Source organism: Bradyrhizobium sp. CCGB01 (genome assembly GCF_024199795.1).
Taxonomy (GTDB): Bacteria; Pseudomonadota; Alphaproteobacteria; order Rhizobiales; family Xanthobacteraceae; genus Bradyrhizobium.
In genome coordinates, this window is record NZ_JANADK010000001.1 from 833990 (window position 1) to 853224 (window position 19235).

Genomic DNA, 19235 nt, shown 5'->3' on the forward strand with positions numbered 1-19235 from the left:
ATTTGATAGTTTCGCATTCCTACATCATTATATGTTCCGGGATCGGTTCCTTTCCTGGATGTTGATGATCTCATGGATTCCCTGGTCAGCATGAGGGTGTTTTGCCTGGTCGCCGAGCTGAAGAGCTTTGCGACCGCGGCGCAGCGCCTGCGCATCTCGCCCGCGATGGCGAGCAAGCACGTGATGCAGCTCGAGAAGCGGCTGGGGACGCGGCTGCTCAACCGGACCAGCCGGCGCGTCAGCCTGAGCGAAAGCGGTGCGCTCTATTTCGAGCAGGCGCGGCAGATGCTCGATTCACTCGATGAGGTCGAGGCCGCCGTCAGCAACGCCACCGTCGTGCCGCACGGCACGCTACGGCTGACCGCGCCGGTGTGGATGGCGAACACGATCTTCGCGGGCGTGCTGGCCGACTATCAGGCGCGATACCCGGATGTGCGGCTCGACGTCGATCTCAGTGGGCGGCTGGTCAATCTGGTCGAGGAAGGATTCGATCTTGCCCTGCGCGCGACCGCCGCGCCCGACGAGGCGCTGATCGCGCGCCCAATTACCAACGTTCCGTTCTACATGGTGGCCGCGCCGGCCTACCTCAAACGCGCAGGCCGACCGGCCAAGCTCGCCGATATCGCTGGCCACGCGCTATTGCATTACGCGCTCTATCCCGGCGAGAGCTTCTCCTTTAAGGGCGAGCATGGCCCCGAGAACATCAAGCTCAATCCGGTGCTGCGCAGCGCCAACGAGACGCTGCTGCACATGGCGGCGCTCGAAGGCATGGGCCTCGCCTTCCTGCCGAAATGGCTGGTCGCCGCGGACATCACTGCGGGGCGTCTCGAGCACGTCATGCCCGGCCAGGTCATCTTCGAGGGAAAGCTGTTCGCGGTCTATCCGAGCCGCAAATATCTCTCCGCGAAGGTGCGAACCTTCATCGACTTCGTCGCCGCCGACAGGCGGATGAGGTGACCGCTACAGCGACCGCGCGATCAACCGCGCGGATGCACCTGTCAGTCGCGCCCCGCCTCCATGATCGCCTTGGCGAGCCGCGCCGGATCGGAGAAGCACAGCTCATGGCTTCCCGGCACCTGCACCAGGCGGAACAGGCCGAGCTTTTCCGACAGACGCGGATGCCAGCCATAGCTGTGCGGCAGCGCGGTGTCCTCGGTGCAGTTGATGTAGGATTTTGCCAGCGGCATCTCGGCCGGGTTGGCCTTGAGCGCGATCTTGTCGCTGAAGGTCGCGAGCGGATGCGGATTGAGAATGTCGTAGGCCCTCTGCGCCGTCTCGAGATCGGCATCGTTGATGAAGGCCTCGCGCCAGATCGGGAAAGGCAGCACCACCGAGCCGTCGCCGCGCTCGGCCGCGATCGCGTCGAACAGCCCGACATAATGCGGCGGCACCATGTCGTTGAGGCACTCGCCGTTGTTGGGCACGAAGGCGTTCCAGTAGATCAGCCGGCGGATGCGTTCGGGTACGAGGTCGGCGACGCCGGTGATGACCATGCCGCCATAGGAATGGCCGAGCAGGATGACATCCTTGAGATTATTCTCGGCGAGGTAGTCGGCGATCGACTGGATCGCTTCCTTCAGCCCCGTCGTCTTGGCATCGCCCGGCCGGTTGCCCTTGATCGTCGGCAGGTAGACCTGGTGGCCGGCGGCGCGGATGGGGGCCGCAACAGGCTCGAGCTCGGCACCGGTGTGCCAGGCGCCGTGGACGAGAACGTAGGTCGACATGTTGTAGCTCCTCCGCAGGATGTGGTTAGATCGACATGACGCGGGTCCTTTGCGGCGCTCGCGAGGCGCGGCGGACAACTCTTGTTGCGCGAAGTGTGAACCGGCCGCGGATTTTCCGCTTGTCTGACGCTGAACCGGATTGGTCTCGGAGCGAACTGATGGAGCAGCTCAATTCCGAAGGCCGGCCCCGGCATCTGGTCTGGGACACCGGGGCAACGCGGCCGGAGGAGCAGTTTTCCTACTATCGCGAGGCGATCTGCCAGGCCTTCATGAACCTGACGCCGGAATCGGCGACGACCTCGCGCTTTCCGGCCAAGGTCGAGGCCATCAAGATCGGCACCGGCGCCATCAATCGAGTGGTCTTTCCCGAGCACACCGTGCATCGCTCGCGCGCCGATATCGCGGCGTCGACCGAGAGCTGCTTCTATCTCAACTTCAAGCTGGCCGGCCGCTGCCGGGTGCTGCAGGGCGGTCGCGACGTCAGCCTGTCGCGCGGGCAGGTCGGCATCTGCGACAGCGACCGCGAAGTGAGGCTCTTACACGATCGCGGGCCGACGCTGGAGGTTGTTTCCTTCTGGGTGCCTTCGCGCGAGCTGCGCGACCGGCTGCCGCCTTCCTTCGACTTCAGGGTTGAGCGCGTGTCCGACGATCCCTTCGTCGGGCATCTCATCGCTGAGACCGCACGATCACTGAATGCCGGCGCGCTGCGGATGGCGGAAGATGAAGCTATCGGGCTTTTCGGAGTGCTGCTGGACCTCGTCGCGCTGAGCCTGTCTCGCCGCTCGCGCGCGCAGGCGGCGGAGGCCGCCGGCTTTGCCGATGCGACCGCCCTCGCGCTCCGCCGTGCCGTGCATGAGCGGATGCGCGAGCCTGGGCTGACGGTGGCGATTGTCGCGCGCGCGATCGGCATCAGCGAGCGCTATGTGCACAAGCTGTTCGAGCGCGCGGGCACCACATTCTCTGACTACGTCATGGACCGCAGATTGGACGGCGCGGCACGGGACCTGAGCGATCCCGCGAAAGTGGACCAGGCGATTGGCTCAATCGCGTTCGACTGGGGCTTCTCCGATCTCTCCCACTTCACGCGGCGTTTCAAGCAGCGTTTCGGCTGCCGCCCGCGCGACTGGCGGGCGCGATAGCGCGGCCCTTACAGCGATCTGGCGATCAGCAGCTTCATGATCTCGTTGGTGCCGCCGTAGATCTTCTGGATGCGGGAATCGATGAAGATGCGCGAGATCGGGTATTCCTGCATGTAGCCGTAGCCGCCGAACAGCTGGAGGCATTCGTCGGCGGTCTGGACCTGCTTGTCCGAGCACCAGTACTTCGCCATCGACGCCGTGACGGTGTCGAGATCCCCGGCGATCAGCTGCTCAATGCACCAGTCGACGAAGACGCGCGCGATCATCGCTTCGGTCTTGCGCTCGGCGAGGGTGAAGGCGGTGTTCTGGAAATCCATCAGCGGCTTGCCGAAGGCCTTTCGCTCCTTGGTGTATTCGGTGGTGAGCTTGACTGCGCGCTCCATCGAGGCGACGGCGCCGACCGCAAGCGACAGACGCTCCTGCGGCAATTGCTGCATCAGCTGCACAAAGCCCTGGCCTTCCTCCTTGCCGAGCAGGTTTTCCGGCGGCACCGTGACGTTGTCGAAGAACAGCTCCGACGTGTCGGAGGCGTGCAGGCCGATCTTGTCGAGGTTGCGCCCGCGCTTGTAGCCCTCTGCGCCTGCGGTCTCGACCACGATTAGCGAAATGCCCTTGGCACCCGCGTCGCCGGTGCGCGCGACCACGATGACGAGATCGGCGGCCTGGCCGTTGGTGATGAACGTCTTCTGGCCGTTGATGACGTAGGAATTGCCCTGCTTCCTGGCGGTGGTCTTGACGGCCTGCAGATCCGAGCCGGTGCCGGGCTCGGTCATGGCGATGGCGCCGACCATCTCGCCGGAAGCCATCTTCGGCAGCCAGCGCTTCTTCTGCTCCTCCGAGCCGTAATTGAGGATGTAGTGCGCGACGATGGCACTGTGCACGGAGACGCCGGTCGTCAGCTCCGGCACCGTGCTTTCGAGGTCGTCGAGCACGGCGGCCTCATAGGCGAAGGTCGCGCCCAGGCCGCCATATTCCTCCGGCACGCTCGCCAGCAGCGCGCCCATCTCGCCGAGCCCGCGCCAGGCGAAACGGTCGACCATCTTCTGCTCGCGCCATTTCTCGGCATGCGGTGCCAGGTCCTTGGCCAGATATTTCCGGAACTGGTCGCGGAAGATTTCGAGCTCTTCGGTCATCCAGGAGGAGCGGTAGGACATGGTCACCTCGGTCAATGCGGCTTTCCGGCTTGGTAGGCCAGGCGGTCGCGGCAATTATTGTGTTTTCAGGCTGCGCCGGTGACGCTACCAAGGCGGCCGTAACAGCGTCTGTCGGGATGTCTGATTTTGACGACCAAAACCCAAGAGCTCAAGCTCGACATCGAGAACATCGGCACGGTCTCGGCGATCCTGACCCAGCCCGACCATGCGCGCGCCTGCTACGTGCTGGCGCATAGCGCCGGCGCCGATATGCGGCATTCCTTCATGGGAAAGGTCGCCGAGGGCCTTGCGGACCGCGGCATCGCGACGTTCCGCTTCAATTTCCCTTACATGGAAAAGAAACAGGGGCGTCCCGACCAGCCGGCCGTCGCGCATGCCGCCATCCGTGCGGCGGTTGCGGAAGCGGCGCAGCTGTGCCCCGGTGTGACGCTCGTCGCGGGCGGAAAATCCTTCGGGGGGCGCATGACGTCGCAGGCGCAATCCAAGGCCCCGTTGCCTGATGTCAAAGGGCTCGCCTTCCTCGGCTTTCCCCTGCATGCCGACAAGAAGCCGTCGTCCGAGCGTGCCGAGCACCTCGCCGGTATCGCAATCCCCATGCTGTTCCTGCAGGGAACGCGCGACGGACTTGCCGATCTCGACCATCTCAAGCCCGTTATCGCGGGGCTCGGCGCGAAGGCGACGCTGCATCAGGTCGAAGGCGGCGATCACTCCTTCGCGGTGCTGAAGAAGTCGGGCCGAACCAACGACGAGGCGCTGACCGAGGTGCTCGACGCGCTCGCGGCCTGGATCGACCAACTCGCCTGAGGCTCAGGCCGCGTAGAGCCCCTTGTCGCGGGCCTTCTGGATCGCGAGCGCGGCAATCAGGTCGAGCGTCGGCGTCGACAGGCCGGCGGTGCGCGCGAAGGCGGCGGGCGCCTTCACCAGCACGTCGATCTCCATGGCGCGGCCGAGCTCGTAATCCTGGAGCAGCGACGGCTTGTGGTTGGGCGCGGGGCCGCTGCGCGTGACGCGCTTCACCTCGGGGATGAAATGCTGCGCGATGTCGTTGGCCTCGTTCAGCATGCGCGGAATGACCTCGGCGAAGGCGGGGTCGTCACGCACGCCGCGCGCGGTCTGGCCGGTGAGCAGGCACAGCACCGACAGCGACATGTTGGTCAGCAGCTTTGACCAGATTGCCTCGCGGATCTCCGCCACCGGCGGCGATTCCAGTCGCGCATCGTTGAGGACGCCGCGAAGCCTGGTGATGCGCTCGCAATTGCGGTCGTCGCATTCGCCGATCAAGAGGCGGTTGCGGTCCGGCGTCAGGTTCTGCACAACGCCGGGCGCGATCACCTCGTTGGAGGAGAAGACGACGCCGCCGACGATCCGCTCCTTCGGGATGCAGGCGCGCAAGCGCCCACCCGGGTCGAGGAAGGAAATGTCCGGCGGCGTCGGATGCCGTGGCGGCAGGCCGATGCCATACCACCAGGGGATACCGTTCTGCGCGAACACAATCGCGGTGTCGTCTTGCAACAGCGGCTTGATGCTGGAAACAAGTCCTGTCAGTGCGGTCGCCTTGAGGGTGGAGATCACCACATCCTGCGGACCAAGTTGGGCCGGATCGCCCGAGGCGTTCACCTTGGCGGTGACCTCGGAATCGCCGACGCGCAGCTTCAGGCCATTGGCGCGGACCGCCTCCAGATGCGCGCCGCGCATCACACAACTGACCTCATGGCCGGCGCGGGCCAGCCTGACCGCGATATGGCTGCCGACGGCGCCCGCGCCGAAAATGCAGATGCGCATGGTGTGATGTCCCGTCCTTGATCCCTTGGATGTCGCCCGGCAGCAGCATGACACAAGCCGCCATGCGATGGACGCGGCCGCCCTACGCCGGAAAGATATGGATCGGAACGAGCGGCCTCGGCCATAGTGCGCGGCAAACAATGACCGGAGGATCGCCGATGACTGACAGCCCCGTCCTGTGGACCCTGGATGCGCGTGGGGTTGCGACCGTCACGTTGAACCGGCCGGAGGTGAACAATGCCTATGACGGCGCGCTGATCGCAGGCGTGCTCGCGGCCATGGACGATCTGGCCAAGAAGCCGGCCTTGCGCATCGTCGTGCTCAAGGGCAATGGCAAGCACTTTCAGGCCGGCGCCGACCTCAAATGGATCAACGGCGTGCGGCCGCAATCGGCCGAGGCGAATGAGGCGGCGTCGCGGGCGACCTTTGAGGCCGTGCAGCGGCTCAACACGCTGCCGATCCCGACCGTCGCGCTGGTGCAGGGCGGCTGTTTTGGCGGCGGCACCGGCGTGATTGCGGCTTGCGACGTCGTGATCGCGGCGGACAACGCCCTGTTCTCGATCACCGAAGTGCGCTGGGGCCTGACCGCAGCGATCATCATCCCGCAACTGTGCGACGCCATTAGTATACGGCAAGTCCGCCGCTACGCGCTGACGGGTGAACGCTTCGGCGCCGAGGACGCCCGCCGCATCGGCCTCGTCCACGAGGTCGTGCCGCTCGCTGATCTCGAAGTGGCCGGTGCCAAGGTGGTCGAGCAGTTGCTTGCCAACGGGCCGGAGGCGATGGCCGAGACCAAGCGCCTCGCGCTGGAGAGCTCGTTCGGCGGCATGGCGGTGGACGATGCCGCCTACAAGCGGCTCGTGCAGCTGCATTCGCTCAAGCGTCAGAGCGCGGAGGCAGCGGAGGGGTTGGCCTCGTTCGCCGAGAAGCGCGCGGCGAATTGGGGTGGCGTGAAGAGCTGAGCGCTTCCCCCTCAGCAACCGCGGCAGATGTTGTTGATGCTGCGGTAGACGGCGTCGTCGTCCTGCCGCATCTGACGCATCGTTTCGAGCGTCTTGCTCTCGTCGGCGGCGGGCGCGGCGGGCTTGCGCTTCGCCGCGAGCTCTTCTTCCTGCCGCTTGTAGCAGGCCTCGCGATCGGGCTTGGCCTGGATGAAACGGCAGTTTTGCTCCAGGGCTGCCGCGGGAGTGGCGGAGATCGCGAGCGCAATCAGGGCGGGGAGAGTGAATTTCAAAGCTACCGAATCCATGGCGGCTCTTCTCTCAGGTCCGTCCCATGAGAGCAACTGCCATGTTGTGACAAGCGCGCGACAGCCGTAGCCCGGATGAGCGAAGCGATATCCGGGAATGCCGCGACAGGTCCCGCATGTCGCTTCGCTCATGCGGGCTACGGCACATTTTGATGCGGCCTACAGCGACGGCGCGAGCGACGTTTTCAGCAGCGTCAGCAGGGCCTGCACCGCGGCCGCGTTGCGGCGCCGCTCGGGGATCGCGGCCTTCACCCACAATTCCGGAATCGGAAAGTCGCGCAGCACGGGCTTGAGCGTGCCGTCGCGCAGGGCATCCGCGACGAGATAATGCGACATCAGCGCGATGCCGTTGCCGGCGATCGCGCTGCGGGCCAGCACATGGCCCTCGTTGGAGGAGAGCAGCGGACTGACCTGGATGCTGATGCGGCCGCGTGGCCCGTCAAAAATCCATTCGGGACCGGTCGGCAGAAAGCTGAGGCAGCGGTGATCGACGAGGTCGCGCGGATGTTTTGGCGTGCCGTGCTTCTTCAAATAGGCCGGCGAAGCGCAGAGCAATCGCTTCAGCTGGCACAGCGGCTCGTCGACCACGCCGCCGAAGGAATGCGGGAAGGCGCCGATGGCGATGTCGAATCCTTCCGCGACGGGGTCGACGGGACGATCGATCAACACGATCTCGAGCTTGAGCCTCGGGTTCTGGGTCTGGAACGCGCTGAAGGCATCGGCGAGCCGTGCGACGGTCAGCGAGGTCGGCGCCTTGATGCGCAAGTGATCGACCAGATCATGGCCCTTTTCCCCCATGCGCGAGAGCAGGTCGGTGGCATCGCTCACGACGCCGCGCGCGCGATGGACGTAGCGCTGGCCGGCTTCGGTCAGCCGCAATTGCCGGGTCGAGCGGTGAAACAGCGGCGTGCCGATCCGCGCCTCCAGTTGCGTGACGCGTTTTGCGACGACCGAGGTCGAGACGCTGAGCTTTCGCGCGGCGGCGGAGAAACCGGCGGCATCCGCGGTGGCGAGGAAAGCCTGGAGGTTCACGAGGATGTCCATGTCGACCTTTCTCGATTCGCGAAAACTGATCGCGTATTTTGGTGGATTGTAGCTCGCCGCGCGTTAATTCATAGTCGCCCTCAAGCAAAGGATTTTGGGAGCGGACGCGCCATGCGGGCCACAACGATCGAAGAACCGGCACGCCGGGTGCCGCTCTATGGCGAATATGAAGTCGTCGTGCTCGGCGGTGGGCCGGCCGGTATCGTTGCGGCGGCGTCCGCGGCGCGCGCGGGAAGGCGAACGCTGCTGATCGAGCGCTACGGCTTCCTCGGCGGCATGGGCACGGCCGCCGGCGTTACCAACTTTTGCGGGCTGCATGGCAATGTCTATGGCGAGGCGCACCGCCTGGTGCAGGGCATGGCGTCCGAGCTGCTGGCGCGGATCGATCGTCTGAACGGCCTCAACGCGCCGCATCTGATCCTCGGCAAGGTTTTTGCGCAGGCCTACGACACTGCGGCCTACAAGATCGCGGCTGACGAGCTGCTCGCGAGCCACAAGGTGCACATCCTCTTCCATGCGCTCGGCGCCGGCGTCGTGATGGGCGATAACAACCGCATCGACGCGCTGATGATGGAAACCAAAGCCGGCCGGCAGGCGGTGCGGTCGGAGATCTTCATCGATTGCTCCGGCGACGGCGATCTCGCCGTGTGGGCGGGCGCACCGTTCGACATCGGCGACGAGCACGGCCATCCGATGTACCCGTCGATGATGCTCCGCCTCAATGGCATCGATCCGGAGAAGGCGGGCGATGCCTGGCGGACCATCCCGCAATTGATGGAAAAGGCCACCTCCGCCGGCACCCACACATTCCCGCGCAAGAGCGCGATCGTGCGGCCGCAAAAGTCCGGCATCGAGTGGCGGGTGAACTTCACGCAGGTGGCGCGCGAGGATGGCCATGCCATCAACGGCGTCGAGCCCGACGATCTCACCCGCGGCGAGATCGAGGGCCGAAAGCAGGCGCTCGCCGCGTACGAGTTCCTGCGCAGCAGCGTGCCGGGCTTCGAAAAGTCCTACATCGTCGACCTGCCGCCGCAGCTCGGCATCCGCGAGACCCGCCGCATCAGGGGCGGCTATCAGCTCAGCGGCGAGGACGTGCTCGGCTGCGCTTCGTTCGAGGACTCGATCGGCGTCAATGGCTGGCCGATCGAGGCCCATGTTCCCGGCGATGTCGTGTTCACCTTCCCGCCGATCCCGGAATCGCGCGGATATAACGAGCTGCCTTACCGGATGCTGGTGCCCGAAGGCGTCGACAATCTGCTGGTCGCCGGGCGTTGCGCCTCGATGACCCATGAGGGCCAGTCGGCAGCGCGGGTGTCCGGTGCCTGTTTCGTGATGGGCGAGGCGGCCGGTTCCGCCGCCGCGCTGGCGCTGTCGGGTAACCGGATTCCGCGCGAAATCCCGGTTGAAAAATTGCAGGAAACGTTGAAACAACAGGGCGCCTTCATCGGGCGGGACCAGGTGGTGCCCGAAGGCCTGTAACGGACTGCACGAACGGCCAAGAGAAAGCGGCCAAGAGAAATACGGCGGAGGAAATGGGATGATCGGAATTGCGCGGCTCGCGCTCGCGGGCCTTCTGGCGATCATGGCGACGGGTACGGTTCGGGCCGAAGACGCGCTGAAGGCCAGGATCGGCGTGCTTCGCCTGTCGTCCTCTGCACCGGTCTTCATCGCGCAGGACAAGGGCTATTTCCGCGACGCCGGCCTCGACGTCGAGCTGAAATTCTTCGATGCGGCGCAGCCGATCGCGGTCGCGACGACCTCAGGCGACGTCGACTTCGGCGTCACCGCCTTCACCGCCGGTCTCTATAATCTTGCGGGCAAGGGCACGCTGAAAGTGATCGGCGGCATGAGCCGCGAGAAGGCGGGCTATCCCCTGATCGGCTATTTCGCCAGCAACAACGCCTATGCCGCCGGCCTGAAGACGCCAAAGGACCTCGCGGGCAAGCGCGTGGCGATGACGCAGGTCGGATCGAGCTTTCACTATTCGCTCGGCCTGCTCGCCGACAAATACGGCTTCAAGCTCGCGGACGTGAAGATCGTGCCGCTGCAATCGCTGTCGAATGCGGCCGCCGCGCTCAAGGGCGAGACCGTCGATGCGGCGCTGCTGCCGATCTCGACCGCGCGAAAGCTGATGGACGAGGGCGGCGCAAAGTTTCTCGGCTGGGTCGGCGACGAGACGCCCTGGCAGCTGGGTGCGGTGTTCGCCTCGCCGAAGACGCTGACCAACAAGGTCCTGGTGACCAAGCTGCTCGGCGCATTGGCAAAGGCCGACCGCGAATATCACGACGTCATTCTCGCCGCGATGAAGGACGGTGTCGCGCCGATCAACGACAAGACGAAGCCGCTGCTGGAGATCATCGCAAAGTACACCAATTTGCCGGTCGAGCAGGTGGTCGGCAACTGCGCCTATATCGATCCCGACGGCAAGCTCGACGTCAAGAACGTGGACAACCAGATCAAATGGCTCCAGGAGCAGGGATTCGCCGACAAGGGCTTTGACGTGAACACGATCATCGCCAAGGACTATGTGAAGGCGGATTGATGCTTCCGTCATTCCGGGGCGATGCGAAGCATCGAACCCGGAATCTTGAGGTTCCCCGGTGCGCAATTGCGCACCTGACGTCTGGTCCTTCGGACCATCCCGGAACGACGGAGCAGAGGATAGACGAGATAGAATGGACCTGATCGCCAACCACATCAGCCATCGCTTCGGCGATCTCGCGGTGCTCGACGACGTCTCCTTCACCGTCGGTGCCGGCGAGGTGGTGGCGATCGTCGGTCCCTCCGGCTGCGGCAAGAGCACGCTGCTGTCGATCCTCGGCGGGCTGTTGCAGCCGAGCTCGGGCGCGCCCGAGCTGCGCGGGGCGCCGCCGGCGGACAGCCTCAATCCGCTGACCTTCGTGTTCCAGGATTTTGCGCTGCTGCCCTGGGCCACGGTCGCGGAGAACGTCGAATTCCCGCTGCTGCACACGCAACTCTCCGCGACCCAGCGCCGCGCGCTGGTGGACGATGCCCTGCGCCGCACCGGCCTGACCGATTTCCGTACGACCTATCCAAAGCAGCTCTCCGGCGGCATGCGCCAGCGCGTCGGCATTTCGCGCGCGCTCGCGGTCAAGCCCGCTATTCTGCTGATGGACGAGCCGTTGTCGGCGCTGGATTCGCAGACGCGCGAGCTTTTGATGGAGGATTTCGTCCGACTGCTCGCCGATGGCGGCATGGGCGCGGTCTATGTCACCCATAATCTCGAAGAAGCAGCACGCCTCGCCGACCGCATCGTGGTGCTGTCGCGGCGGCCGGGCCGGATCCGCGAGGTCGTCACCGTGCCGATGACGCGGGCGGCGCGCGGCGAAGCTTCGGCGCGCGAAAAGCTGCTCGCGCTCCAGAACCAGATCTGGTCGCTGATCCGCAACGAGGCGATCGATGCCGAGCGCGAGGTCCAGCATGCTTGATCGCGCGGCGACTGAAGGCACCTCAAAGGACCAGGTGACGCGGCGCGTTCGTTTTCGCGGCGCTGGCTTCGTGCCCGCCTCCAGCCGCTTCGGCGGCTGGATCGCACTCGCGCTCGTCATCGCGATCTGGCAAGCCGCGGGCAGCATCGGCCTCGTCAATCCGCTGTTCCTGCCGGCGCCCTCGGCGATCGCGCGCGCGATCTACCAGCTCGCGATCTCGGGCGCATTGTGGCAGCACCTGTCGGCGTCGCTGCTGCGCATCGGCGTCGGCTGGCTGCTGGGGACCGCGGCGGGCGTTGTCGTCGGCTTTGCCATCGGCCTGTCGCGGCTTGCGCGCAGCGTCGGCATCACCTTCATCTCGGCGCTGTTCCCGATCCCGAAGATCGCACTGCTGCCGTTGCTCATACTGTGGCTCGGCATCGGCGAAGAGCCGAAGATCGCGACCATCGCGCTCGGGGTGTTCTTCTCGACCGCGATCTCCGTCTACAGCGGCGTCGATGCGGTGCCGCGCAACCTCATCCGCATGGCGCAAAGCTTCAACGTTCCCTTCGCGACCATCGTGCGCAAGGTGATCTGGCCCGGCGCGCTGCCCGCAATCCTCGCCGGCTTCCGCATCACGGCGTCCGTCGCGCTGCTGCTCGTCGTCAGCGCGGAGATGATCGGCGCCCAGTACGGCATCGGCGCCTTCGTGCTGCAAGCGGGCAATCTGATGCAGACGGATCAGCTGCTCGCGGGTGTGGTGATCCTGTCGGTGTTCGGCCTGGCCGTGGGGAAGGTGATCGGCTGGCTGGAGACGCGGTTGTTGCACTGGCGGTAGTGACGTCCACCGCTGTCGTAGGGTGGGTTAGCCGAAGGCGTAACCCACCATGCTTCCGCGTGCGCGTGACGAAGTTGGTGGGTTACGCTTCGCTAACCCACCCTACGAGAGCGTCACGCGTTGCCGCGATCCTCGCGGAATAAATCCAGCTTCTGCTGCACGGGGCGATCCGAGAAGCTGAACAGCACGGCGTCGTCTTCAGCCTCGTGCGTGACCCACTGCCAGCTCGGCACCACGAACAGATCGCGCGGGCCCCATTCGAAAACCGCATCGCCGATGCGGCTGCGGCCCTTGCCCTCGATCGGACAGAACACGGTGGCGTCCGTCGCGCGATAGCGCGCGGTCTTGAAACCCTTCGGCAGCAGCTGGATGAAGGTGCCGATGGTCGGCATCGCGAAATCGCCGGTCTCGGGGTTGCTGAATTTCAGCTTCAATCCGTGACAGGCGTCCCACTCCTGGCTCGCGCGAGCTTTCTCCAGCGCCTCGCGCGTATGGGCATAGGGATAGCTGAAGATCGGCGAGGTCTTCGAGCTTCGCTTGACGTCGACCGGCAGCAGGTTGTGGCCGTAGCGCGCAAAGCTGTCGCCGGCGGGTTTCGTGATCGTCTGCTGGTCCTCTTTCGATCCTTCCGCGAAGGAGCAGTCGAAGAACTGCACCAGCGGAATGTCGAGGCCGTCGAGCCAGAACATCGGCTCATCGGTCTCGTTGGAATGATCATGCCAGGTCATCGACGGCGTGATGATGAAGTCCCCGGGCTCCATCGCGGTGCGCTCGCCGTCGACCGCGGTGTGGGCGCCCCTGCCTTCGAGCACGAAGCGCAGCGCCGACTGGCTGTGCCGGTGCGCGGGCGCAACATCGCCGGGCACCACCATCTGGACGCCGGCATAGAGCGAGGTCGTGATTTTCGACTGGCCGCGCAGGCCCGGATTTTCCAGCACCAGCACGCGCCGTTCGGCTTCCTTGGCGGTGATCAGCTTGCCGGCTTCACGCATGTAGTCGCGGATGACGTCGAACTTCCACAGATGCGGGCGGCAGGCGCTCTTCGGCTCCGGCGTGATCAGGTCGTTCATCACCGTCCACAGCGCGGTGAGATTTTCGCCGTCGATCTTCCGGTAGAACGCCTCGCGCTCCGGCGTCTTGGTCACGGCTTCCATGGTTGCTGCTCCCGTCGTTTTGTTGATTGACAGTATACTGACGATCTAGGTAGCGTCAACGTGACGATGATTGCCAAGGCTGGGGCACGCGACGCGTGAACCCGGAACCTCGAGATTCCGGGTTCGATGCTGACGCATCGCCCCGGAATGACGGGAAAATTCAAAGGGAGGTCTCAATGAAGCTGCACGGCTATTTCCGTTCCAGCGCGGCCTATCGCGTGCGGATCGCGCTGAATCTCAAGGGCCTCGGCGCCGAGCACCTACCGCATCATCTTCGCAAGGGCGAGCAATGCGCCCCCAGCTATCTCGCCATCAACCCGCAAGGGCTGGTGCCGGCGCTGGAGAACGATGCGGGTGCGGTGCTGACCCAATCGGTCGCGATCATAGAATGGCTCGACGAGACGCATCCCAACCCGCCGCTGCTGCCGAAGGACGCATTGCAGCGTGCCAAGGTGAGGGCGTTCGCGCTGGCGATCGCCTGCGACACCCATCCGGTGCAGAATTTGAAGGTGCTGGCGCGGCTGCGCGAGCTGGGCCTTGCCGAGGAGAAAGTCCAGGACTGGGCGGCGTGGGTCAATCGCGAGGGACTGTCGGCCTGTGAAACCCTCATCAGAAATGAACCCGGGCCATTTTGCTTCGGCGCCGTGCCGACGCTCGCCGATCTCTGCCTCGTGCCGCAACTCGCCAATGCGCGCCGCTTCGGTGTCGATGTTTCGGCCTATCCGCGTCTACTGGCGGCGGAGGCCGCCGCCAAGGCGCTGCCCGCCTTCGCCGATGCCGCGCCGGAGAAGCAGGCCGATGCCGAGTAAACCCGCTCCTCCGATCACGATCGACGCGGTCTATGCCGCGCCGGGCTATCTGTTCCGGCGCATGCAGCAGATCGCGGTCTCGATCTTCATGGAGGAGTGCAGGGCGTTCGATCTCACGCCGGTGCAGTACGCAGCGCTGATTGCGATCCACACCCATCCCGGCATCGACGCGACGCGGCTGTCGGCGGTGATCGCCTTCGACCGCTCGACGCTCGGCAGCGTGATCGAGCGGCTGCAGGCCAAGGATTTCGTCGAGCGCAAGCCGGCCCCCGAAGACAAGCGCATCAAGCTGCTCTACCTGACGAAATCAGGCGCCGCGATCCTGCGCGAGATCATCCCCGCCGTCGAGCGCGCCCAGGCGCGGATGCTGGAGCCGCTCAAGCCCGCCGATCGCAAGGCACTGATGGGGCTGCTGGTGCAGCTCGTCGATCTCAACAACGAGGCGTCACGCGTGCCGCTGCGCGCGGAGGACGCGCTGGAGCATCTGGGGAAGGGGTGAGGGGCGACGGCGTCGCAACAATAACGGTGTCATTCCCCGCGAAGGCGGGGAATCCAGTACGCCGCGGCCTATCGGTTTAACGACTGCGTCTCTGGAATACTGGATCGCCCGCTTTCGCGGGCGATGACACCGTTGGTGGGGCGCGCGCTGGTGCGCCTCTCACGCCCTTGCCTCACATCCGCAACAACGCCTGCCGATCGATCTTCCCCGTGCCCGTCTTCGGCAGCTCGTCGATGAAGATCACCTCGCGCGGATATTTGTAAGGAAGCAGCTTGCCCTTGACGTAATCCTGCAGCTTGCGCGTCGCTTCGCTCTGGTCGACAGCTCGTTGATTCATCACCACCACCGCCTTGAGCGTCATGCGCCGGTCCGGCAGCTCGGCGGCGAACACGGCGCATTCGCGGATGTCGGGGTGGTCGGCGAGGCACAGCTCGACTTCGAGCGGATAGACCCATTGGCCTGATATCTTGATGAGGTCGTCGGCACGGCCGCGGAAGAAGTGGAAGCCGTCGGCATCGCGCACGAAACGGTCGCCGGTGTAGATCCAGCCGCCCTCGCGGATGGTCTCCGCGGATTTGTCGGGCCGGTTCCAGTACAGCGGCGTGTTGGAATCGCCGCGCACCCACAGGATGCCTTCCTCGTTGTCGCCGACCTCGCTTCCGTCCTTGTCGCGCAGCGCGACCTCGTAGCCGGGGACGCGCAGGCCGGCGGCGCCGAGCTTCTTCCGCTCGGGGCGGTTGGAGAGATAGATGTGCAGCACCTCGGTCGAGCCGAGGCCTTCGACGATCTCCAGGCCCGTGAGCGTCTTCCAGCCGTTGAAGACTTCGGCCGAGAGCACCTCGGCCGCCGAGAGCGACATCCGCAACGACGAGAAATCCGCCTTGTCGGCGCCTTCGGCCTTGGTCAGCGAGGTATAGAGCGTCGGCAGGCCGAAGAAGACCGTCGGCTTGTATTGTCCGATCGCGGCGAAGATCGCCGCGGGCCTGGGCTGTCCCGGCAGCAGCAGCGTCGCGGCACCCGCGGAGAACGGGAAGGTGACGGAGTTGCCGAAACCGTAGGCGAAGAAGATTTTAGGCACCGAGAAGCAGATGTCGCCGGGCGTCAGCTTCAACACGTTCTGCGCAAAGGCGGCATCGCTGTAGGCCATGTCGTGCTGGAGATGCACGATGCCCTTGGGCCGGCCGGTCGAGCCGGAAGAGTACATCCAGAACGCCATCTCGTCGCGATGCGTGTCCGTTTCAGCAAGCTCAGCCGGGAACTGCGCGAGCCAGCCTGGCGCCGCGATCGCCGCAGGCGCGGCGTGGTCGCGCGCTTCGCCGTTGACGACGATCAGCGTGCGCAGGCAGGTCGCCGCGCAGGCCTCCGCATTGAAGCGGGTCGCGAATTCGGCATCCGCCACCGCAACGGCTGCGCCGGAATCGGCGAGATAGAATTGCAGCAGGTCCGGCGGCGTCAACGTGTTGATCAGAAGCGGCACGAAGCCGGCGCGGACCGCGCCGAAGAATGCGGCCGGATAGGCCGGCGTGTCGTCGAGGAACAGCAGCACGCGGTCGCCGCGCTTCAGGCCGAGCGATGCGAAACCGTTGCCCCAGCGGCAAGCTTCCGCGCAAAGCTCGGCATAGGTCCGCGTGCCTGCCGGTCCGATCAGCGCGGGCTTGTCGCCAAGGCCCCTGGCGAGATTGTCGAACAGAATGCGACAGGCATTGTAAATTTCCGGAACGGCAAAGCCGATCTCGTGGGCGCCCGGGCTGTCCGCGGGCACCTGATCGCGGATCTCGCTGCTCATGCGGCATCTCCGCCGTTCTTCTCGGCCTCATAGCGCGTCATGAAGGCGGGCGACATCGCGCGCAGCCGGGAATCGTCGATGCGGCCGGAGCGGGTGATGTAGCTGTAGGCGAAGTCCATCAGGCCGAGCTGCATGTGCTGGGCAAAGTGCTCGTACCAGAAGGCCGAGGTGCGCGCGGCATTGACGAGCTTCTGCACCACCGGCTTGCGTGCGGCCTGGTAGCGGTGCAGCGCGGTCGAAAGATGCGCGTCCGATTCCAGCGCCTTGACCAGCGCAATGGCGTCTTCGATCGCGAGCCGCGTTCCCGAGCCGATGGAGAAATGCGCCGAGTGCAGGGCGTCGCCGACCAGCACCATGTTCTTGAACGACCAGTGCTCGTTCCAGACCCAGGGAAAATTGCGCCAGACCGACTTGTTGGAAACCAGGCAGTGGCCGCCCAGCGTGTCGGCAAAGACCTCCTCGCAGACGCCCTTGGACTGCTCGGCATCCTTGTAGGCGAAGCCATAGGCCTGCCATGTCGCGAGGTCGCATTCGACCAGGAAGGTGCTCATGGTCGGCGAGTAGCGGTAGTGATGGGCGTTGAAGGCGCCGCGGTCGGTCTTCACGAAAGTCTGCGACAGCGTATCGAAGCGCTTCGAGGTGCCGTACCAGACGAACTTGTTGGCGGAATAGGACAGCGAGGTGCCGAAATCGCCTTCGAAGGCGCGCCGCACCAGCGAATTCAGCCCGTCGGCGGCCACGATCAGATCGTGGCCGTTGAGCTGGTCGATGGCGTGGATCTGCGTATCGAAGCGCGGCGTGACGCCGGCATCCAGCGCGCGCCGCTGGAGGAACTGCAAGAGCTCCAGCCTGCCGATCGAGGAGAAGCCGACCCCGTCGATGGCGACGCTGTCGCCATGAATGTTGAGCGTGATGTTCTCCCAGCTCTCCATATGCGGCGCGATCGCATCGACCGTTTCGGGGTCGTCGGCGCGCAGGAATTCCAGGGCCTGATCGGAGAACACGACGCCAAAGCCCCAGGTCGCGTCGGCCGGGTTCTGTTCGAACAGGTCGACTTGATCCTCGGGGTGACGCTTCTTCCAGAGATAGGCGAAGTACAGGCCACCGGGCCCCCCGCCAATCACGGCGATCCGCAACGTCTGCCTCCCTAATTGACAGTATACTTACTATCTAGGGCTAGACTAATGTGCTCCGGCCTTCCACGCCAGCGGAATTATCGAAGGCGAGGCGCATCGAAGCTTGGGCCCGGACACGCGTCTGGCGCATGTCCGGAGCAGTGACGCTGCCAAGAATAACCAAACCGCGCCGGCTTGGCCATCCGCACCGTCAGACGCAGCGCTTCACGTAGACCCCGTTCACCAGCACCCTGGTACAGCGAACCGCGGGAACCGGCTTGCGGACCACGACGGCCGCATTCGGTCCGGCGCAACCGGCACGATAGACGCCGCGAGCGCACACCACTGCATTGGCGTCGGTCGCTTCAAACGTCATGGTTGCGGCGAAGGCGAAGAGAGCAGAAGCGACGAGCAGCAATGAACGCATGTCTTCCTCCCGGCTTGTCGTGATTGAAATCGGATGTTCGCAACAGATATGTCGCGGCAGGCGCGCGAAATTTCATTCGCGTGCGTTGCGAGATTTTGATGCGCGCTCTGGCGCGTAGCCCCGCGCTGCCTTATCGCGCAGCGAACGGTGCCAGCACGTCCTTGCACGCGGGCGACAGCGAGGCGGCATTGCTGGCGACGCATTGCACGATGCGGCCGCCGCCGGGCGCGACGCCGGCGCAGAGCGTGCGGATGTCGGCGCCGCAGGCGGACCGGACGATGAACAGCTCTTCGCGCGGCCGCAGCGGGCGCAGCACGATGACAGCCGGCGCGGCCGCCGGTGCTGCGGCCGCAGGAGCCGCCCCTGCGGGCGCTGTTGCCGCTGCCGCGCTGCCACCGCCGGCCGCGGCGGTCACGGCCTTCTCGCAGGCCGGCGAAACCTTTGCCTTGTTCTTCTCCAGGCATTCGAGGGCGGGGGCGCCGCCCGGCGGCACGCTGGCGCACACCTTGGGATAATCGGCGCGGCACGCGCTCTTGACCGCGGCGATCTGCGCGCTGCTCGGCTGCTTGGCGGCAGCGGCCTTCGGAGCGGCAGCAGCCGGCTTCGGCTGGGCGACCGGCGCAGCTTCCGTCTTGGCCGGTTCAGATTTGGCGGGCGCAGCTTCAGTCTTCGGCGCCGCAGCGGGCTCGACCGCGCGAACCGCGGTCTGGCATCCCGAGGACAGGCTGGACATGTTCTTCTGGAGACATTGATACGCTTCCACGCCGCCGGGCGTGACGCTCGAGCAGTGCGCCATGAAGTCCGAGCGGCATGCGGAGCGGATGGCGCTCTTCTGGGCCTCGGTCGGGGATTGCGCGGATGCGCCTGTTGCAGTTGCGAACAGCGCCGCTGCCAACAACGCGCCACGTGTCGATGCATGTTTCAAAATGTTGAGCATTTGGGTTGAATTCCTGCCCTGTCGGTAACGCCGACGATTTTTCAAATGTGATGCAAGCAATCGTCGCGGGTGATGCCGCGTGCAGCATCATTGGCCGCTTCGACCTCTACCGCAAGTAGATAATACCGTGCCAATTGCGACGTAACCAGA

20 protein-coding genes are annotated in these 19235 nt (G+C 65.2%); 10 read left to right on the forward strand and 10 right to left on the reverse strand.

Features of this window, described 5'->3' with window-relative positions; all coding sequences use genetic code 11:
• Positions 1–72 precede the first annotated feature (72 nt).
• Positions 73–957 (forward strand): LysR family transcriptional regulator, encoded by an 885-nt coding sequence (locus NLM25_RS03665; RefSeq protein ID WP_254136065.1) that lies wholly within the window; start codon positions 73–75, stop codon positions 955–957.
• Positions 958–998: 41 nt separating this feature from the next.
• Here the strand turns inward: NLM25_RS03665 and NLM25_RS03670 are convergent, their stop codons facing one another.
• Positions 999–1724, reverse strand: a complete 726-nt coding sequence (locus tag NLM25_RS03670) for an alpha/beta fold hydrolase (RefSeq protein WP_254136066.1) — start codon at positions 1722–1724, stop codon at positions 999–1001.
• A gap of 158 nt (positions 1725–1882) precedes the next feature.
• Here NLM25_RS03670 and NLM25_RS03675 point away from each other — a divergent pair, with 158 nt between their 5' ends.
• Positions 1883–2863, forward strand: coding sequence for a helix-turn-helix domain-containing protein (locus NLM25_RS03675; RefSeq protein WP_254136067.1), 981 nt, complete (start codon positions 1883–1885; stop codon positions 2861–2863).
• An 8-nt stretch (positions 2864–2871) separates the two neighbouring features.
• Here NLM25_RS03675 and NLM25_RS03680 read toward each other — a convergent pair whose 3' ends face one another.
• Positions 2872–4017 (reverse strand): acyl-CoA dehydrogenase family protein, encoded by a 1146-nt coding sequence (locus NLM25_RS03680; protein WP_254124136.1) that lies wholly within the window; start codon positions 4015–4017, stop codon positions 2872–2874.
• Positions 4018–4143: 126 nt separating this feature from the next.
• Here NLM25_RS03680 and NLM25_RS03685 point away from each other — a divergent pair, with 126 nt between their 5' ends.
• A complete protein-coding gene (locus NLM25_RS03685; protein WP_254136068.1) occupies positions 4144–4821 on the forward strand; it encodes an alpha/beta family hydrolase in 678 nt (225 codons plus the stop codon).
• 3 nt (positions 4822–4824) lie between these two features.
• Here NLM25_RS03685 and NLM25_RS03690 read toward each other — a convergent pair whose 3' ends face one another.
• Positions 4825–5799 carry a ketopantoate reductase family protein gene (locus NLM25_RS03690; protein ID WP_254136069.1) on the reverse strand — a complete coding sequence of 325 codons (975 nt, stop codon included), beginning with the start codon at positions 5797–5799 and terminating at the stop codon, positions 4825–4827.
• 158 nt (positions 5800–5957) lie between these two features.
• Between NLM25_RS03690 and NLM25_RS03695 the strand changes: the two genes are divergently transcribed.
• On the forward strand, positions 5958–6761 hold the full coding sequence (locus NLM25_RS03695; RefSeq protein WP_254136070.1) for an enoyl-CoA hydratase-related protein: 804 nt from the start codon (positions 5958–5960) through the stop codon (positions 6759–6761).
• A gap of 11 nt (positions 6762–6772) precedes the next feature.
• Here NLM25_RS03695 and NLM25_RS03700 read toward each other — a convergent pair whose 3' ends face one another.
• On the reverse strand, positions 6773–7048 hold the full coding sequence (locus NLM25_RS03700; RefSeq protein WP_254136071.1) for a hypothetical protein: 276 nt from the start codon (positions 7046–7048) through the stop codon (positions 6773–6775).
• 159 nt (positions 7049–7207) lie between these two features.
• Entirely contained in the window at positions 7208–8092 is an 885-nt protein-coding gene (locus tag NLM25_RS03705; RefSeq protein WP_254136072.1) for a LysR family transcriptional regulator, read from the reverse strand.
• A gap of 111 nt (positions 8093–8203) precedes the next feature.
• Here NLM25_RS03705 and NLM25_RS03710 point away from each other — a divergent pair, with 111 nt between their 5' ends.
• The 4 genes from NLM25_RS03710 to NLM25_RS03725 all read left to right on the forward strand — a co-directional run bounded on the left by NLM25_RS03710 (position 8204) and on the right by NLM25_RS03725 (position 12358).
• Entirely contained in the window at positions 8204–9571 is a 1368-nt protein-coding gene (locus tag NLM25_RS03710) for an FAD-dependent oxidoreductase (RefSeq protein WP_254136073.1), read from the forward strand.
• Positions 9572–9629: 58 nt separating this feature from the next.
• Positions 9630–10634 (forward strand): ABC transporter substrate-binding protein, encoded by a 1005-nt coding sequence (locus NLM25_RS03715; protein WP_254136074.1) that lies wholly within the window; start codon positions 9630–9632, stop codon positions 10632–10634.
• A 133-nt stretch (positions 10635–10767) separates the two neighbouring features.
• Positions 10768–11541 (forward strand): ABC transporter ATP-binding protein, encoded by a 774-nt coding sequence (locus NLM25_RS03720; protein ID WP_254136075.1) that lies wholly within the window; start codon positions 10768–10770, stop codon positions 11539–11541.
• Positions 11534–12358 carry an ABC transporter permease gene (locus NLM25_RS03725; RefSeq protein WP_254136076.1) on the forward strand — a complete coding sequence of 275 codons (825 nt, stop codon included), beginning with the start codon at positions 11534–11536 and terminating at the stop codon, positions 12356–12358. The genes NLM25_RS03720 and NLM25_RS03725 overlap by 8 nt, the downstream gene beginning before the upstream one ends.
• Positions 12359–12471: 113 nt before the next feature.
• On the opposite strand, the gene gtdA is transcribed toward NLM25_RS03725, so the two are convergent.
• Positions 12472–13512: a gentisate 1,2-dioxygenase gene (gtdA, locus tag NLM25_RS03730; RefSeq protein WP_254136077.1), complete on the reverse strand. Its 1041-nt coding sequence runs from the start codon at positions 13510–13512 to the stop codon at positions 12472–12474.
• A 176-nt stretch (positions 13513–13688) separates the two neighbouring features.
• On the opposite strand from gtdA, the gene maiA reads away from it, so the two are divergent.
• A complete protein-coding gene (gene maiA / locus NLM25_RS03735) occupies positions 13689–14321 on the forward strand; it encodes a maleylacetoacetate isomerase (RefSeq protein WP_254136078.1) in 633 nt (210 codons plus the stop codon).
• Positions 14311–14820: a MarR family winged helix-turn-helix transcriptional regulator gene (locus NLM25_RS03740; RefSeq protein ID WP_254136079.1), complete on the forward strand. Its 510-nt coding sequence runs from the start codon at positions 14311–14313 to the stop codon at positions 14818–14820. The genes maiA and NLM25_RS03740 overlap by 11 nt, the downstream gene beginning before the upstream one ends.
• Before the next feature lie 172 nt (positions 14821–14992).
• Here NLM25_RS03740 and NLM25_RS03745 read toward each other — a convergent pair whose 3' ends face one another.
• The 4 genes from NLM25_RS03745 to NLM25_RS03760 all read right to left on the reverse strand — a co-directional run bounded on the left by NLM25_RS03745 (position 14993) and on the right by NLM25_RS03760 (position 19085).
• Positions 14993–16606, reverse strand: a complete 1614-nt coding sequence (locus tag NLM25_RS03745; RefSeq protein ID WP_254136080.1) for a benzoate-CoA ligase family protein — start codon at positions 16604–16606, stop codon at positions 14993–14995.
• Positions 16603–17742: an FAD-dependent monooxygenase gene (locus NLM25_RS03750; RefSeq protein ID WP_254115314.1), complete on the reverse strand. Its 1140-nt coding sequence runs from the start codon at positions 17740–17742 to the stop codon at positions 16603–16605. Before NLM25_RS03750 ends, NLM25_RS03745 begins: the two co-directional genes overlap by 4 nt.
• A gap of 190 nt (positions 17743–17932) precedes the next feature.
• Entirely contained in the window at positions 17933–18148 is a 216-nt protein-coding gene (locus NLM25_RS03755) for a hypothetical protein (RefSeq protein ID WP_254115315.1), read from the reverse strand.
• A gap of 130 nt (positions 18149–18278) precedes the next feature.
• Positions 18279–19085 (reverse strand): cysteine rich repeat-containing protein, encoded by an 807-nt coding sequence (locus NLM25_RS03760; RefSeq protein WP_254136081.1) that lies wholly within the window; start codon positions 19083–19085, stop codon positions 18279–18281.
• Positions 19086–19235: the final 150 nt, after the last annotated feature.

Coding starts and splice junctions, on each gene's coding strand:
- NLM25_RS03720 (WP_254136075.1), top strand. CDS start 10,768: ATGGACCTGATCGCCAACCACATCAGCCATCGCTTCGGCGATCTCGCG.
- NLM25_RS03670 (WP_254136066.1), bottom strand. CDS start 1,724: ATGTCGACCTACGTTCTCGTCCACGGCGCCTGGCACACCGGTGCCGAG.
- NLM25_RS03760 (WP_254136081.1), bottom strand. CDS start 19,085: ATGCTCAACATTTTGAAACATGCATCGACACGTGGCGCGTTGTTGGCA.
- NLM25_RS03745 (WP_254136080.1), bottom strand. CDS start 16,606: ATGAGCAGCGAGATCCGCGATCAGGTGCCCGCGGACAGCCCGGGCGCC.
- maiA (WP_254136078.1), top strand. CDS start 13,689: ATGAAGCTGCACGGCTATTTCCGTTCCAGCGCGGCCTATCGCGTGCGG.
- NLM25_RS03755 (WP_254115315.1), bottom strand. CDS start 18,148: ATGCGTTCATTGCTGCTCGTCGCTTCTGCTCTCTTCGCCTTCGCCGCA.
- NLM25_RS03740 (WP_254136079.1), top strand. CDS start 14,311: ATGCCGAGTAAACCCGCTCCTCCGATCACGATCGACGCGGTCTATGCC.
- NLM25_RS03710 (WP_254136073.1), top strand. CDS start 8,204: ATGCGGGCCACAACGATCGAAGAACCGGCACGCCGGGTGCCGCTCTAT.
- NLM25_RS03675 (WP_254136067.1), top strand. CDS start 1,883: ATGGAGCAGCTCAATTCCGAAGGCCGGCCCCGGCATCTGGTCTGGGAC.
- NLM25_RS03705 (WP_254136072.1), bottom strand. CDS start 8,092: ATGGACATCCTCGTGAACCTCCAGGCTTTCCTCGCCACCGCGGATGCC.
- NLM25_RS03665 (WP_254136065.1), top strand. CDS start 73: ATGGATTCCCTGGTCAGCATGAGGGTGTTTTGCCTGGTCGCCGAGCTG.
- NLM25_RS03680 (WP_254124136.1), bottom strand. CDS start 4,017: ATGTCCTACCGCTCCTCCTGGATGACCGAAGAGCTCGAAATCTTCCGC.
- NLM25_RS03715 (WP_254136074.1), top strand. CDS start 9,630: ATGATCGGAATTGCGCGGCTCGCGCTCGCGGGCCTTCTGGCGATCATG.
- NLM25_RS03690 (WP_254136069.1), bottom strand. CDS start 5,799: ATGCGCATCTGCATTTTCGGCGCGGGCGCCGTCGGCAGCCATATCGCG.
- NLM25_RS03695 (WP_254136070.1), top strand. CDS start 5,958: ATGACTGACAGCCCCGTCCTGTGGACCCTGGATGCGCGTGGGGTTGCG.
- gtdA (WP_254136077.1), bottom strand. CDS start 13,512: ATGGAAGCCGTGACCAAGACGCCGGAGCGCGAGGCGTTCTACCGGAAG.
- NLM25_RS03725 (WP_254136076.1), top strand. CDS start 11,534: ATGCTTGATCGCGCGGCGACTGAAGGCACCTCAAAGGACCAGGTGACG.
- NLM25_RS03700 (WP_254136071.1), bottom strand. CDS start 7,048: ATGGATTCGGTAGCTTTGAAATTCACTCTCCCCGCCCTGATTGCGCTC.